General features: G+C 65.1%; 12 protein-coding genes. 1 reads left to right on the plus strand and 11 read right to left on the minus strand.

Annotation, left to right across the window (positions count from 1 at the left end):
• Positions 1 to 60 precede the first annotated feature (60 nt).
• From FHW92_RS15250 to FHW92_RS15265, 4 genes are read right to left on the minus strand one after another with little or no spacing between them, the layout of a single operon-like run.
• Positions 61 to 1,131, minus strand: a complete 1,071-nt coding sequence (locus tag FHW92_RS15250; RefSeq protein WP_168604146.1) for a histidine kinase dimerization/phosphoacceptor domain -containing protein — start codon at positions 1,129 to 1,131, stop codon at positions 61 to 63.
• On the minus strand, positions 1,131 to 1,571 hold the full coding sequence (locus tag FHW92_RS15255) for a response regulator (RefSeq protein WP_168604147.1): 441 nt from the start codon (positions 1,569 to 1,571) through the stop codon (positions 1,131 to 1,133). Before FHW92_RS15255 ends, FHW92_RS15250 begins: the two co-directional genes overlap by 1 nt.
• The gene (locus FHW92_RS15260) at positions 1,568 to 3,028 is read right to left on the minus strand and encodes an ATP-binding protein (protein WP_168604148.1); all 1,461 of its coding nucleotides are present in this window, start codon (positions 3,026 to 3,028) and stop codon (positions 1,568 to 1,570) included. The genes FHW92_RS15255 and FHW92_RS15260 overlap by 4 nt, the downstream gene beginning before the upstream one ends.
• Before the next feature lies 1 nt (position 3,029).
• Positions 3,030 to 3,320, minus strand: a complete 291-nt coding sequence (locus tag FHW92_RS15265; RefSeq protein WP_168604149.1) for a hypothetical protein — start codon at positions 3,318 to 3,320, stop codon at positions 3,030 to 3,032.
• 173 nt (positions 3,321 to 3,493) lie between these two features.
• On the opposite strand from FHW92_RS15265, the gene FHW92_RS15270 reads away from it, so the two are divergent.
• A complete protein-coding gene (locus tag FHW92_RS15270) occupies positions 3,494 to 3,670 on the plus strand; it encodes a CsbD family protein (RefSeq protein WP_168604150.1) in 177 nt (58 codons plus the stop codon).
• 69 nt (positions 3,671 to 3,739) lie between these two features.
• On the opposite strand, the gene FHW92_RS15275 is transcribed toward FHW92_RS15270, so the two are convergent.
• Genes FHW92_RS15275 through FHW92_RS15305 form a run of 7 tightly spaced genes read right to left on the minus strand, consistent with a single transcriptional unit; the run spans position 3,740 to position 14,958 of the window.
• A complete protein-coding gene (locus FHW92_RS15275) occupies positions 3,740 to 4,036 on the minus strand; it encodes a GNAT family N-acetyltransferase (protein WP_168604151.1) in 297 nt (98 codons plus the stop codon).
• Positions 4,037 to 4,090: 54 nt separating this feature from the next.
• Entirely contained in the window at positions 4,091 to 5,200 is a 1,110-nt protein-coding gene (locus FHW92_RS15280; RefSeq protein ID WP_246870188.1) for a glycosyl hydrolase family 8, read from the minus strand.
• Positions 5,190 to 5,693 (minus strand): hypothetical protein, encoded by a 504-nt coding sequence (locus FHW92_RS15285; protein ID WP_168604152.1) that lies wholly within the window; start codon positions 5,691 to 5,693, stop codon positions 5,190 to 5,192. The genes FHW92_RS15280 and FHW92_RS15285 overlap by 11 nt, the downstream gene beginning before the upstream one ends.
• Positions 5,694 to 5,709: 16 nt before the next feature.
• A complete protein-coding gene (locus FHW92_RS15290; protein ID WP_349237694.1) occupies positions 5,710 to 9,261 on the minus strand; it encodes a cellulose synthase subunit BcsC-related outer membrane protein in 3,552 nt (1,183 codons plus the stop codon).
• Entirely contained in the window at positions 9,258 to 13,844 is a 4,587-nt protein-coding gene (gene bcsA, locus FHW92_RS15295) for a UDP-forming cellulose synthase catalytic subunit (RefSeq protein WP_349237695.1), read from the minus strand. Before bcsA ends, FHW92_RS15290 begins: the two co-directional genes overlap by 4 nt.
• Complete coding sequence (locus tag FHW92_RS15300) at positions 13,841 to 14,554, minus strand: division plane positioning ATPase MipZ (protein ID WP_168604153.1); 714 nt, start codon at positions 14,552 to 14,554, stop codon at positions 13,841 to 13,843. The genes bcsA and FHW92_RS15300 overlap by 4 nt, the downstream gene beginning before the upstream one ends.
• Positions 14,554 to 14,958, minus strand: a complete 405-nt coding sequence (locus tag FHW92_RS15305; protein ID WP_168604154.1) for a hypothetical protein — start codon at positions 14,956 to 14,958, stop codon at positions 14,554 to 14,556. Before FHW92_RS15305 ends, FHW92_RS15300 begins: the two co-directional genes overlap by 1 nt.
• Positions 14,959 to 14,983: the final 25 nt, after the last annotated feature.

Genomic DNA, 14,983 nt, shown 5'->3' on the forward strand with positions numbered 1-14,983 from the left:
CCCGAGCAGCGGGGCGCCGGTGACGGGCATCACCGGCGCCCCGGAGTTGGTTCGGCGGGACTAGCCGGCGGCGGCTTCCGTCTGTTTCGAGGCTGAGGGTGCGCGGTAGATATCGACCTGCAGCCCTTTGCCATCGGAGGAAAAGCTGTGTTTCGCGCCCAGCGAGCGGGCCATCGCGGTTATGATCTGCGAGCCCAGCCCTGTGCCTTGCGGACTATGGTTTTCGCCCAGGCCCACCCCGTCGTCCTCAACGCGCAGGTGATAGCCATCCTCGCCTTCAAGGTCGAAACAGATGCGGACCTCGCCCGATTCCTCGCGGCCATAGGCATATTTGCAGGCATTGCTGACCAGTTCATTGACGAGCACGCCCAGCGTCACCGCCGTGGCCGCAGGCAGGGAGGCATCCTGGGCCATCACCTTGATCGAGCGGCGGATATTCTCGCTGGAGAAAGTGCCCGCCAGATCGCGCGCCATGCCTTCCAGATAATCGCGCATGTTGACAGCGTGAAAGCTCTCGCCGGTGTAGAGCTGGCGGTGGATGCGGCCGATGGCCTGGATGCGGTGGCGCACATCCTGCAGCATGGCGCGCGCCTCCTGGCCGGCGGCGCGGCGCGATTGCAGGCTGACCAGCGAGGAGACCATCTGCAGGCTATTGGCCACCCGATGGTTCATCTCATGCAGCAGCGCCTCCAATTGCGCGTTGGTTTCGCGCAATTGCTGCTCGACCTGCTCCTTCTGCTGGCGCAGGCGCAGGGTGGCCGCCGCCTGATGCAGCGTGCTGGTCAGCAATTCAAAGAAGTCGCCGCTGCCGGTCTTGACCACATAATCGACCGCGCCCGCCTTGAGCGCGGCCACCGCCACGCCCGTTTCATCCGACCCGGTAACATAAATCACCCCCGGCGGCGAAGGCAGCGCCATCAGCAGTTCGAGCGTTTCCAGACCTCCCATCCCCGGCATGATGTGATCGAGCGCGACCAGATCGAAAGGCGTCGCGCGGGCCAGCTCGATCCCCTCCGCACCCGAGAGCGCATAGGTCAGCTTGCAGCCCATCCTTTCGAGGTGGCGCTTGGCGAGACGACACAGACCCTCGTCATCGTCGATATAGAGGATGCGCGATTCAGACAGCGGCATCAGCCCCCGCTTTCCGGAATCTGGATGACCGAGAGGAACAGGCCAAGCTGGCGGATGGCGTCGGCAAAACTTTCATAATTGACGGGCTTGGTGATATAGACGTTGCAGCCCAGATCATAACAGCGCTGGATCTCGACCTTGTCGTCGGTGGTGGTCAGCACGACGACCGGGGTGCGGTGCAGTCTGGGGTTTTCCTTGATCCGCGAGAGGATCGCCGTCCCGCTCATATCGGGCAGGTTAAGGTCGAGCAGGATCAGCACCGGGCCGTGCCGCGCCGGATCGCTGGCCGGGTTGAACAGGAATTCCAGCGCCGCCGTGCCATTGTCGAAATGGTTGATGTGGTTGGAAATTCCAGCACGACGGATGTTCTTTTCGATCAGGCGTGCGTGGCCCAGATCGTCCTCGATCATGATAATCGTGACAGGCAATGGATTGCTCATGAAACCTGACTCTGCTCCTCGGAATAATGCAGGGGGATCGACAGGATGAATGTCGACCCGACACCCAGTTCGGATTCGAGCAGGATGGACCCGCCCAGACGATAAACCACCGCGCGAACATTCGCCAGTCCAATGCCTTCGCCGGGCTGATCCTGCGCGCCCGAGCGGCGGAACAGGTCGAACACGCGCTCGAAATCGCGCGGGTCGATGCCGCGCCCATTGTCGGCCACGCGAAATTCGGCATGGCTGCCGATGCGCTTGCCGGTGATGCGGATGACGGGCGGTCGGTCGGGCTGGCGGTATTTGATCGCGTTTTCGATCAGGTTGGACATGATCTGCTCGATCGCCACCCGGTCGCAATAGATCTCGGGCTGTTCAGGCGCGATGATGATCTGCGCCCCGGCCTGTTCGGCGCGCATCTTCATGCTTTCGACCACATCGCCCAGCAGCCGGTTCATGTCCAGCCAGGTCGGGGTCAGCGCCCGGCTGCCCTGACGCGAGAGCTGCAGGATGGCGTTGATCAGCCGGTCCATCTTTTGCGTCGATGTGCGGATGAAATGGATCGCCTCGGGCAAATCCTGCTCGATCAGCTCGTCCGTGCCGGGAAACAGCGTTTCGGGCCGGGTCCGGCGCGCCTCGACCAGCATTTCGCCCAGCCGCTTGGTGGCCAGTTCGAGCTCCGAGGTGAAACCCATCACATTGACCAGCGGCGAGCGCAGATCATGGCTGACGATATAGGCAAAGCGCTGAAGTTCGCCATTGGCGCGTTTGAGATCGGCGGTGCGCTCCTGCACGGCCAGTTCCAGCCCGGCGTTGGCATCGCGCAGCGCCTGACGCGAATTGACCAGATCGAGCGTGAACCGGCGCAGGCTGACAAAGGTGAGCAGCGCCACCACGATCAGCAGCAGCCCCGCCGCGCCCAGCACGACATAGAAACCATACTGGATCCGCCGCATTTCCGCGCCGCGAAACCGCTGCAGGCGCAATTCCTCATCCTGCATCGCGCGGGTCAGCACATCAAGCATCCCCAGCGGGTCCTCGACCCGGATCGATTCGCCGAACTCCTCTTTGGTGATCGCCCCCACATCCAGCAGCACCTGCGCCTGCAAGGCTTCGAGCAAGGGCACCCGGGCCTGCTGCCGGGGGTTGTCGCTGGTCAGCGTGCGAAAGCTGGCGATCGCGCTTTCCAGCCTGGTGCGATAGGTTTTCAACTCGTCGGCGCGCCGCTCGATGTCCCTCTTGCGCCGGAAACTGTCGATCCGCAGCAGCGACACGCGCATGGCCGAAACCTGCCGCTCGACCTGATAGGCATGGGCCACGCCGTCCATCTGGCGCTGGTTCATCGTCATCAGGATGGCCGCCGAACCCACAATTCCGGCCAGCGCGACAAAGCCCAGCAGGATCATGCCGATCCATTTGCCGCGCAAGGAAATGGGGGCGCGCAGGTCCAGCACCATGTCAGCGCACCACCTCGCGGCAATTGGCAATGGCGCCATCGCGCGGCGGCGCGCATCCGCGCGCGCAGGCAAAGCCGGAGGTCACCTTGGCCTCCATCGTATAGTCCTGCATCGCGATGCGGCATTCCTGCGCGGTTCGGTAGGGGCGGGAAAGGGCGCCCTCGGCATTCTCGCGCAGATCATCATAGTAATAGCCGTACCAGACGTCGTCCTGACCCTTGCCGTCCGAGCATCCGGCCAGCACAAAGCAGGCAGCCAGCACAAGACAGGCGCATTTTGGCCCGACGTTCATGTTCTTTCCCCGCTCCATCAGGCATGTAGACGCGCCAGATCGCAAAAGGTTTCATGACGCGGTGTGAATTGCAAAAATAAAACCGTGACGGAACTCTGCCCTGCGCCCGCCATTCCATCCCATGAAGGCGGCAAGACGGCCTTCTCAATCATCCATTTCGCAGGAGACGCATCATGGGTTCTGTCAGCGATCGCATTTCGGGCGCCACCAACTCGCTGGTCGGCAAGGCGAAGGAAGCCATCGGCAAGGAAACGGGCGACCCCAAGCTGGCCGCCAAGGGCGCGGCCCAGGACGCCAAGGGCAAGATTCAGACCGCCGCGGGCAAGGCCAAGGCCGCCATCGGCGAATAAGCTGCCCCCTTTAATGGAGGGCAGGGCGTTGGCCCCGCTGGCGAGAGCGGGGCCAGCGTTATGGCGGGCTTAAGCCAGCACATCGCCATATTCGCGATGGCGCGCGGCCCATGCCACCATGAATGAACAGCGCGGCGCCAGCTTCAACCCCTGCGCCCGCGCCAGTTCAAACACGCCTTTCGCCAATGCGCCGCCGATCCCGCGCCCTTCATAGGCGGGGGGAACCTCGGCGTGGAGCAGGTGATAGGCTCCGCTCGCATCCTGCCGATAGGTGCAGAAGGCCAGGGCGCCTTCCTCGATCGACATCTCGAAACGCAGGGCATCTGTATTCAGCGTGACAGGCTTGAGCGTAAGGGGGGCGGTCATCCACATTCTCCTTTATCGGACAAGATGTGGCCGCCGGCCCCCCGGCGCAAGAGATCAGCGCAGATGGCGCGCCAGCAATTGCAGCACGCAGCCGTAATAATCCTGGGCCAGCGCCTCGGTCTTGATCGGCTGGTTCAAGGTGCGCTGCACGACATTGCGTCCGCCCGGCGACAGCGGGAAGGGCGCCTCGGCTCCTGACCAGACATCCACCCACGCCGGAATCGGCTGGCCCGAGGCCTGTTTGGAGCGCCAGTAATCGGCAATCGGGGCCACCAGCGCGCCGCGCCGCGCCGCCACCGCATAGAGCGCGATCCGCACCGCATCAAAACCGAATTGGGGCGCCTTGTCCGGCGCGGGCTGGGGCGTGCCGTCGGCCCCCACCACCACCCAGTCGGTGGGCAGATTATGCGCGCCGAACCGCGCCTTGCGCAGCAGGTTTTCGCAGGTGGCGATCACCGGGCCCCATGTGCCCGCACCATCCAGCGCGGCAAAGGCGTCAAGCGCGGTAAAGATGTAATAGGACGGGTTGATCATCAAGCGGTCGCCCAGATCGAAACCGGCAATCCCCGGCATCAGATAATGCTGGCCCCCGCGCGCGATCACCAGATGCTCGCGGATCGCCTGCCGGATCTGGCGCGAGCGCGCCTCCCATGCGGGCATACCCCAGCGCCGCGCCGCCCGCGCCAGCGCCAGCGCGATCAGCATGTCGCCATCGGTGGCATTGTTGGGGTCGGCCACGGGATTGTTCGAACGCGGATCGAAGCGCCATGAATAAAGCGCAACATCGGCGCGGGCCAGATGGGCCTGCGTCCAGTTGTACATGGCCTCGAACGCCGGTCGGTCGCCCAGGGTCGCGGCCATCAGCATGCCGTAGCCCTGACCCTCGGTATGGCTGATGCCGCCATTGCCGGTGTCCACGATCCGGCCCGAGGCGTCGAGATAGATCTGGCGAAAGCTGGTCCACATGCCGTCCAGATTCTTTGGGCCGTTCAGGTTTTTCGGACTCTCCATGATCTTCGGGCCGTCGAACGACTTCTGCCCGTCCGTCGATGCTTCCGGGGTCACGGATTTGCCCTCCCCCTTGCGCGAACAGCCCACCATCAAGGCGGCGCTGGCGGCCATCAACATATGGCGACGGTCGAACAACATGGTTTTATCTTGCATCAATCTCTGCGCCATGGCGGATTTCAATGATGTTGTCCGCACAGGACAACAGGCGGGTCTGCAGCGCCTCGGGGCTGCCCATGGCGCGCATCCACCCGTCATAAGCCCCCAGCAGCAGCGCGGGCAAGGCCGCACCCCAGTGGAAATCGGGGTCATAGGGGATGGTGGCGGGGGCGTCGTGATGATGGATCAGCACGCCCTGAAGATCGAGCGTGATCTCCGCCTCGCCCAGCCCGACGCGCGACCAGACCGCATTGACCGCGCCCTGAAGCTCGCGCAGGTCACGCATGGCCGGAATCGGGTTTTGCCGCGCCAGACGCTGGCCCACAGCGCGAAAGAAGCCCTGCGCCTGCTCCTTGCCCGCATTGGCAAAGATCTCCGATACGGCCAAGGCCGCGATCACCGCCAATCCGCGCTCCGAGGTCAGCGGCGGCAAAGGCATGTCATCCATCGTGCCCCTCCCCTTGGGTGTCCCGTCATATGCAAGCCTCATGTGATGCCCTCCTCCCTTATTTGGTGCTGCCAAGGGATTGACGAATGCCCAGCATCGAGCGGAATTCGTCATAATTGCCGAATGTGTTGTAGCTGACTTCGCCGCCCACGCGGGTGGCCGGGCCGATGCGATAGTAGAGCGAGGTCTGGGCCGACATGCCGAAACCGGTCTTGCTCAGACTGTCGTAATAATTCCGCACATCGCTGTTGAGGGCCTTGAGCGCGTCGAGCTGGGCCTGTGCGGCCGCATTGGCCGGGGGATACAGGTTGGTGCGGTTCTGCGAGAAGCTCTGGAAGCCGGGCGTGCCGGACACCTTCAGATCCAGATTGCCCTTTTCATAGGCATAACGGACCGGGAAGCTGAGCGCGAGGAAGCTTTGCGGGCTGAAATAGCCGCCCTGACCCCAGGTGAACTCGTTTTGATTGTTGCCATAGGATTGGTAATTGATGTTCATCCCGGCCGTGATCGACGAGTGTTCATCGCGCCATGCCCGCATATAGCCGCCGACATTGACCTCGACATTGCGGTTCTTGCGCGTATTCGTGCCGTTGTAACGGTTGTAGCTGACGTCGCCATAGGCGCCATTGCCATTGTTTTCGTACGAGTAACCAACACCGCCCCCGGTGCGCATGACCTGGCCCCAGGTCTGGCCCGTCACGGGGTCGCGCGTTCCGGCATAGGAGACGACGCTGTCGGTCACCGGCTTGCGTTCAAACCATGCGCGCGCCGTGGCATGCTCGGAGAGTTGCGGGGTGACGGCCACGCGCCATGTCGCCTTGGTGCTGCCAAAGCCGACCGGCGTGGTGCCGCCTTCGATCTGCACCAGCTTGTCGGCATAGCCTGCGCTCAGCGCCACGCCCGAGGCGCGCTGGGTCTCGGCATTGATCAGCGCCGAGGCGACCTTGTTGACGATGGCCTGCGCCTCGATCGTGGCATTGGTGCCAAAGCGCGCAAGGCCCGAGCCCGTCGGACGCCCGGCATCAATCACCACCGCTTCGGCGCGGGCAAAGACGCGGCCGCGGCCAAGCCCGGTGGAAAGCTGGGCATTGGTCTTCATCTCGCTCAATTGCGAGAGGCCCGCTTCACCCTTGCGCGCGCGGAACGAGGCGTTGACCTCGGCGCGCGGGCCATTGTCGGCGGCCAGCCCGGCGATGTCGCGCTCAATTCCCGCCAGCACCGGATCGACGGGCGCTTGCGGGGTCGCGGCGAAAGGGGCGGCGTTATTCTGGGCGCCTCCGGCAAAGCCATTGCCCGGCAGACCGCCCCATGTGGCCGGAGCCGGGGCTGATTGCGGGGCGAAATTATTGCCCTGATAGGCGGTGGGAACCTGCTGGGCGCCATAATTGCCCTGCGGAGAGAAGCCGCTCTGCGCGGCCCCGTTTTGCCCGAACCCGTTTTGGGGCGCAAAGCTGTTCTGCTGCGCGGGCGCGCTCATCTGCAGGCGCGTGCCGCCGCCAAGGGCAAAGGGGTTGGGCATGGCGGGCGCGGCGGGCTGCTGCTGTTGCTGCTGCGCGCGGAAGGGGTTGGCGTCGGGGGCCTGCTGGGCCACCTGCGCGCCATCGGCGGCAAAGGGCGAGGAGGCGAAGGGATTGGCGCCGTTGTTCGTCCCGCTGCTGCGCTGATAGACCTCGCGGGCCTGTTTGAAATAGCGCGTGGCGGCCGAGGCATTGCCGCGTGCCTGCTCGGTGCGGGCGGCGGCCAGCCAGACTTCGTAATTGTTCGGATTTTCGCGCAGCAACTGGGTCTGCGCCTGCTGGCTCAGGCTCTTGTCGCCGGCCGCCTGCGCGGTTTCCATCAGGCCCGAGAGCGCGTCGCGGTTCTTGGGATCGCGCACCAGAATCATCTGGAAGGTCTGCGCCGCGCGGGCATTCATCCGGCCCGACTGATAGAGCCGCGCCAGCGAGGAAAGGATCTCCGGGCTGTCGGGCGCGGCGTTGAAGGCGGTCTGGAGCACGTCGAAGGCCTGGGCGAACTGACCGGCCTGACGCAGGCGGTCGGCCTGCTGGGCGGCGGCGCTGGCGGCCATGCGGGCCACGGCGCGCTGACCATTGGGATCGCCCGCGGCCAATTGCGTCGCCTTGGCCATCGCGGTGCGCGCCAGATCGTCGCGCCCCGTGCGCACGGCCACGCGCAGGATGGCCTCATAACCGGCGATTTCCGAAACCGGTCCGTTGATCGCCTGCTGCGCCATCGCGGCGGCATCGAAATTGTCGCCCAGATCGAGCAGCGCCTCGGCAATCGCGGCCTGCTTGATCGGCGAAAGACCCTTGGTGCCGCCCAATTGCTTGAGCACGCCGACCGCTTCGCCCTTCTGGCCATTGGCGCCGATCTGCTTGGCGCGGATGATGGCGGTGTCGATCTTCAGTCCGATGGCGAAATTGCGCATCGGGGCCGAGCGGGCCTCGTCGGGAATGCGGTCGATCAACCCTTGCGCATTGGCGGTGCGGCCCAGATCGGCGTTCAGCATCGCAGCGGCATAAAGCGCGTCGGGATCGGTCGAGGAAGAGAGCGAGGCGATCAGGCTCTCGCTTTCGGGCACGCGGCCGCGGCGGATCATGAAGCGGGCAAATTCATAGCGGATCCACGGATCGTTCTGGTCCAGCATGATGCCCTGCTGAAACGCCTGTTCCGCGCCGAAATCATCGCCGCGCGCCGCCGCCGACAGAGCCGCCCCGCGCGCCGCGCGGCTTTGCAGCCGCTGGCCGTTGGGGCTGTCCTCGCCGCCTGCCTGACGATAGAGGTCGGCGGCATCGGCAAAGCGGCCCTGACGTTCGTAAATGTCGGCCAGCAATTCATAGGCGCCGCCATTTTCGGCATAGCCCGAGCGGATCAGCGCCTCGGCGGCCTTGCGGGCATCGTCCAGAGCGCCGCGCGTGACCATCGCCTGCGCTTCCTGAAGCGAGGCGAAATAGCGCGCTGATTCCAGCGCTTCCTTCCACTTGGACGCATCGCCCAACTGGCTGGCCTGCGCCAGTTGATCGCGGGCCTGCGCAAAGCGGCCGCGCTTCAGATCGACCAGACCAAGGCCGCCCAGCGCATCGGCGTCGCGCTTGTTGCGGCTCAGCGCGGATTGGAACTGACGCTCGGCGCTGTCCAGATCATTGTCCTGCAACTCGCGGAAGCCGATGACGCGGGCCTGACCGGCGCGGTCGGCCGCCGAAGGTCCGGCGGGTGCGGCAGGGCGCGGCGCGGGCTTTTCGGCCGCAGCCGGGGCGGGCGCAGGCGCGGCGCGCGGCGTTACCGGGCGCGGAGCCGGTGCGCGGGCGGGCTGGGGCATGGCCGCCAGAGTGCGGGTCGGCTGGGGCGCGGGGGCGGGCGCTGCGGCGGGCGCCAGCGCGCGCTTGGCCACCGCATTGCCCGGGTCCAGCTCCAGCGCGCGGCGCCATGCCTGCACGGCCAGATCGTGGCGCCCCTTGCCTTCCCAATATTGGGCCTGATCCAGCAGGGTCTTGACCCCCGATGCCTGCGCATGGGCGGGCGCGGATACCATACCCGAGGCCAGCATCGCTGCGGCCAGCGCTACGCCGGTATTCCAGCGCATTGCGCGGCGTTGAGAGGCGATGCTCACTTCTTGTCTCCCTTGTGCTGGTTCAGGTCGGCAGGCGCTTCACCCTGCAGGCGCTTCTTGGCCTGGCGGGCAAAGATCAGATAGACAGGGCCCGTCAGCAGCAGGGCAAGCAGCACCCCGCTCAGCGCCATCAACAGCGGGCGCTGGCTGAACCAATAGGCCATCTTCATCCAGAGCGGCAGGCTGCCGGCCCAATAGCGCGGACCAATGGCAAAGCTGTTCATGCCATCGCCGGTGGTGACGGCAAGGTCGCCCTGAATCTGGGCGTTGATCTTGTCGTCATTCATGCCGTCGACCAACTGGGGCAGGGTGGCGGTGTCATCCGCAATCAGCGCGACCACGCTGCGGCCAGAGGAGATGGGCGATTCAAAGGCGACGATGCCGTTAAAGCCCTTGGAGGCATAGACGGTGTTCTCGACGTCTTCCTTGTTGTCCTTGCCCCAGCCGCCCAGCAGGCTCTCGACATATTGCAGGGGCGAGCGCTCGGTGACCTTGAGCGAGCCGCCCTCGTTGCGCAGCGGCGCATTGGCAAACAGCGCCCCGCCCGCCAGATTGGCGCTGCCGATCACGAGCACATCATGGTCAGCGGTCTGTTCACCATTGCCGCCCATCGAAACGGTAACGCCCGTGGTGGCCACGCCGGTCGAATCGCCCAGACGGCCCATCATGTCGAGGAATGCCTCGATCGCGGGTTCGCTGGGATGTTCGTCCATCACCACCACGGTTTCCGACAGGTCGGGGCGCACGGTGAAGGGATAGCCCGCGCCCGCAAAGCTGGCCAGATCGGGCATCTGCAGCCCGTGCCATGCGCCGGTCAGGTTGATCGTCGAATTGGGATCGAGGCCCACGCGCACATTGTCGGGCAGCGTGCCGGTGCACTTCTGCTTGTCGGCCATGATCAGGTTATAGTCGAAGACGATCTCGTTCGAGCCGAACAGGTTGTAGCGGGGCAGGCCCACGCTGCCGCGACCATTGACGCTGTTGGCGCCCGAACCATACCACAGGCGCTGCCACCAGCTCATGCCGGTCAGCGGCAGGGTTTTCAGGAACTGGCCGTTGATCGACACATCCATGCGCGAACCTTCGCGGTCCAGCCACTTGGCGTCGGGATAGATATAGCCAAGATTGAGCGAGCCGCCCTGACGGGGCCAGAAGAACAGGTCGGGCGCAAGGCGGAAACGCGCGGCCAGCGGGCCCGGCGGCAGGCCCATGCCCACCAGCGCATAAGGCGCCATGACCTCGCCCAGCTTGACCTCGCGGCCCGTGGTCAGCCAGCGCGGCGCGCCATAGCGCGGCCAGGTGGGGATGCGGGCATTGTCAAAGCTCATCTGCGCGCCGCCCGGAATGCCCTTGGCGCTGGCCAGAGCGGCGGCGGCAAGGCGGATTTCGGCATCATTGCGCCCGGCAATCACCAGCAGCATGCCGCTGGAATCGGCCGGGTTGCGGATCATTGTGGCGGTCGCGCCATTGATCGGCACATTGATGCCCAGCGCGGGGGCCTTCATGAACACGATCGCATTGCCGGTGGGCAGGCGGCCTACCATCGGCTTGAAGGCAAAGCCGCGATACGAGGCCAGGCTGCCCATCCACGAGGAGATGCTGGCGGCGGCTTCCAGATCGCCATGCGTGGGCGCGGCGGCAAACACAAAAGGCAGATGCAGCGCGCCATTGTCGTGGCGGTCAAAGAACGGGCCGGGCAGGCTGGCCAGATCGGGCGCCTTGGGCAGCGACTGCACGGTCAGGTCAAAGCCGGACTGGACATTGCTGACATTGGCCCAGAGCGAGGAGTGGAACGGGTCCTCGCAATCGCGGGCATAATGCGCGATCAGGCGCAGGTTGAGCTGGTTGTCGCCGGGCAGGAACAGCGCGGGATTGACCGGGATCTTGAGCGTGATGCCGCCTGCATTGTCGCGGGTCAGCGCAACGGTCTGGACCACCTCGCCATTGAGCAGCACGACGAGCTGCGACAGGTCGCCCAGCAGCGCCGGGCTCCATGCCGCGCGCAGCGTGACCAGCGCGTCGGTGACGATATCATTGGGGCGCATGCCGAAGGGAATGCCGATTTCGCCGCGCGTGCCCGCCAGACGGATCGGCGTCTTGATGCGCAGGTCCTTGAAGGTCAGATGTTCGCGGCGCGTGCCGGTGGTGCCCGCCGAGATCAGCGGTGCGGCCGGGGCGGCGGCCTCGGGCGCGGCGGTGGCGGCAGCGGCCACCGGAGCCTGGGCGCGCAAGGCATCATGCGGGGCCAGCATCGAGGCGGCCATGACCGCCAGCAGGCAGGCGGCGGCCTTGATCCCGGCCAGCCCCTTGGGCGCGGCCACCGGGCGGGCCATCAGCATCGGGCGTTCGGCCAGGGCGGCCTCTGCCTCGACCGGTTCGGACGACGCTTCGGGGCGCGCCATCGGCTTGTCCTTGGCGGCCTCCTTGGCGGCCGGAACGGGCTTGCTGGGCAATTCGGCGTTGGCGGCCGCCATTTGCGCACGCTGGGCACGCATCCGGCGACGTTCCTCGACATTCAGACCAAGCAGGCGCTTCAACGTCATCAGATCGACGGCAAGAATATCTTTCACAGACCGCAGTTCCCCAACCGGATCGGGTGCCGACATTTGCCACGCATCCGCCCGTCCCATAACGGCACGCACTAGCTTGCGGCCCATGGCCATGTCCAGCGGGTGGAACCGTACAAATGCGTATCCGCGCGCCGTGCGAATAGTATCCACAGGAATAACCAAACGATCGGCGTCCATATCCAGCGCGATATGGGTCAGTTCAGGTTCGCGCACCGGCAGATCGGCGGGAAGAGCAATCGCCGCGCCGCCCATCGAGATGTCACGCGTGACGCCGGTAATGGCATGGCCCGACTTCAGATAGAGCGTGACGGGCAGTTCGGCATGGATGCGGATGTCCTTGCGCGCCTGACGCGTTTCGCGCGCCACCGAGACGGCGGCCAGCAGGATGATCAGCGAGAAGCTGGCCCAGGCGGTGTTGAGCAGCAGCGTGTCGATCTGGATGTTGAAGCTGGACTGGAAGAACAGCAGCTTGATCCAGCCCATCGAGACGGCCCCCGCCAGCAGCGCGATGGCCACCAGATGGGGCTTCACAATGGCCCAGTCGAAGAAGGTCTGGTCCAGCAGGTCGCCCTTGTCGGTGACGTTGAACTTGCCCTTGCGCGGCTGGAACCAGGTCATGACCGTGGGCTTGACCAGATGGAAGGCCAGCATGGTCTCATAGACCTCGCCCCAGAACGGGCGGCGCCAGCCAAGCTGCGAACGGCCGCTGAACACCTGCGAACAGACGAGGTGGGGCGCGGAGAAGGCGAAGATCAGCGAGGCCGAGGCCTGAATGATGTTCTGGCCAAAGATCAGATAGGCCAGCGGGCTGGTCAAAAACACGATGCGCGGCAGCGGAAACTGAAAGTGCATCATGGCGTTGAGATAGCACAGGCGCTGGGTGATGCTCAGCCCCCTGCCGAACAGCGGGCAGTCGATGCGCAGGATCTGGGTCATGCCGCGCGCCCAGCGGATGCGCTGGCCCACGTGCAGAACGAAACGTTCGGTGGCAAGGCCCGCCGACAGGCGCGCCTCCAGGTAGCCGGTGTTCCAGCCCATGCGCTGCAGCTTGAGTGCGGTATGCGCGTCCTCGGTCACGGTTTCACCGGCAAAGCCGTTGGTGATTTCCAGCGCCTCGCGGCGGATGATCGCGCAGGAGCCGCAGAAGAAAGCCGCGTTCCACAGATCGTTGCCGCCCTGCACCGGGCCATAGAACAGGTCGCCTTCGCCCGGCATGTCGCCCACCACATTGCCCAGATTGCGCTGGACCGGATCGGGCGAATACATGTGGTGCGGCGTCTGCATCAGCGCCAGCTTGGGGTCCTTGTCAAACCAGCCGACCGAGAGCTGCAGGAACGAGCGCGTCGGCACGTGGTCGCAGTCGAAGATGGCGATCAGCTTGCCGTCGGTCTTTTTCATCGCCGCGTTCATATTGCCCGCCTTGGCGTGCAGATTGTTGTCGCGCGTGATGTAGCCGCATCCCGCCTTGCGGGCGAAAGCCTTGAATTCCGGGCGCTTGCCGTCGTCCAGGATATAGACGTTGAAGCGGTCGGCCGGATAATCCATATCCATCGCGGCATAGACCGTGTTGCGCACGATCGAGAGGCTCTCGTTATAGGTGGGGATGTAAACGTCCACCGTGGGCCATTGCGAGGGATCGCCTGCGGGTTCCACCACGGGGCGATAGAGCGGCCAGCTGGTCTGGATAAAGCCCAGCACGAGGATGACCCAGGCATAGGCTTCGGCCAGATACAGGCCGGTGCCCAGCATCGCTTCGAGCGGGCCGCCGAAGGAGAGCGTCTGGGTCGTGCGCCAGAACAGATAGCGGGTGGACACGATCAGCGAGAGCAGGCCGATGGCCAGCGCGCCCTTCTGCGATTTCCAGCGGTTGATGATCAGCGCGCCCACGATCGTGGCGCCGGCAAATTGCCATTGCGATTTGGCATCCAGAGGCACGGTGATGACCGCCACGGCGATCATCGCCAGCAGCGCCCATCCGAACAAACGTCCGATCCTGGGGAGATAGTCGATCACGCCGCTTCTTCCTCCGTCTGGGGGGGCGCACAGACCTGCGCAATGGTCTTGGCCAGAGCGCGAATGTCGGCCAGAGCGCCGCTGGCCGGAGCATGGGCGGGCAACAGCTTGGCCATGGCGACGGCTTCGTTGACCGATTCGTCCTCATGGATCGACCCGATCAGCTTGCCCCCCAGCAGTTCGCGCAGGAAGCTGTTGGCGTTGCGGGCAAAGCGGCGGGTTTCATCCAGCCGGTTGATGATGAAGGCGGTGTAATCCAGATCGATCAGCGGCGTGCCCGGCACCACCTGCGTCAGCGCGGCCAGACCCAGCGCGGTGGGCGAAACCGGCACCACCATCAGCGAGGCATGGGGCAGCAGTTGATCGCGCAGCATCGTATCGTCTGCGGCAATATCGGCCACCACGAAAGTGCCGCCCGAAAAGGGCAGCTCGCCATTGTCGAGCGCATTGGCAAAGGCGGGCGCGTGCGTGGCGCGCCAGCCCTGACGCAGCGACACCCCGCCAATGGTCAGCCCCTGGTTTTCAGGCGCTTCCAGATCGGGGATCTCGCTGATCGGTTTCAGGCCGAAATAGAGCTTGAGGCTGTCCTGACGGGTCATGTCGATGGCGGTGGCGCCATGCCCGGCCTCGGCCAGAGCCATGGCCAGATGCGCGGCCACAAAGCTGGTGCCGGCGCCGCCCTTGGGCGAATGGCAAAGGATCAGCGGCATCAGAGCTTTCCTTGTTCGATTTGCTGGGCCAGCTTTTGCAGCAGGGCATGGACATCGCCGGGCGCATCCTCGGTGTTCTGGCCGCCATAGCGGGCGAACAGGCTGCTCAGATCCTTGGAGGCCGGTGCTGCATCGCCGCCCGATGCTTCGCTTTCGGGACGGGCAGGCGCGATCGCGGCCAGCGTGGCCGCCGGGGCAGGGGTCGCCGCTGTGGTTGCGGCATTGGCGGTGATCGCCACCTCGCCATGATCCTCGGCCGGAGGAGCGTTGAGGATGCGCGGATCGTGGATCAGCGTTTCAAACAGGGGCCAGAGCTCGACATCGCTGAAGCGATCCGCAAATTCCTGGTAATGGAAGTCCCGCTTGCCCAATTTGGCCAGCAGATTGGCCACGTCCTTACGCATGAATCGACCCCTAGGTTTGTTCCCG

Source organism: Novosphingobium sp. SG707 (assembly GCF_012275515.1).
Classification (GTDB): Bacteria; Pseudomonadota; Alphaproteobacteria; order Sphingomonadales; family Sphingomonadaceae; genus Novosphingobium.

Coding starts and splice junctions, on each gene's coding strand:
- FHW92_RS15265 (WP_168604149.1), bottom strand. CDS start 3,320: ATGAACGTCGGGCCAAAATGCGCCTGTCTTGTGCTGGCTGCCTGCTTT.
- FHW92_RS15300 (WP_168604153.1), bottom strand. CDS start 14,554: ATGCCGCTGATCCTTTGCCATTCGCCCAAGGGCGGCGCCGGCACCAGC.
- FHW92_RS15280 (WP_246870188.1), bottom strand. CDS start 5,200: ATGCAAGATAAAACCATGTTGTTCGACCGTCGCCATATGTTGATGGCC.
- FHW92_RS15285 (WP_168604152.1), bottom strand. CDS start 5,693: ATGAGGCTTGCATATGACGGGACACCCAAGGGGAGGGGCACGATGGAT.
- FHW92_RS15305 (WP_168604154.1), bottom strand. CDS start 14,958: ATGCGTAAGGACGTGGCCAATCTGCTGGCCAAATTGGGCAAGCGGGAC.
- FHW92_RS15250 (WP_168604146.1), bottom strand. CDS start 1,131: ATGCCGCTGTCTGAATCGCGCATCCTCTATATCGACGATGACGAGGGT.
- FHW92_RS15270 (WP_168604150.1), top strand. CDS start 3,494: ATGGGTTCTGTCAGCGATCGCATTTCGGGCGCCACCAACTCGCTGGTC.
- FHW92_RS15255 (WP_168604147.1), bottom strand. CDS start 1,571: ATGAGCAATCCATTGCCTGTCACGATTATCATGATCGAGGACGATCTG.
- FHW92_RS15275 (WP_168604151.1), bottom strand. CDS start 4,036: ATGACCGCCCCCCTTACGCTCAAGCCTGTCACGCTGAATACAGATGCC.
- FHW92_RS15260 (WP_168604148.1), bottom strand. CDS start 3,028: ATGGTGCTGGACCTGCGCGCCCCCATTTCCTTGCGCGGCAAATGGATC.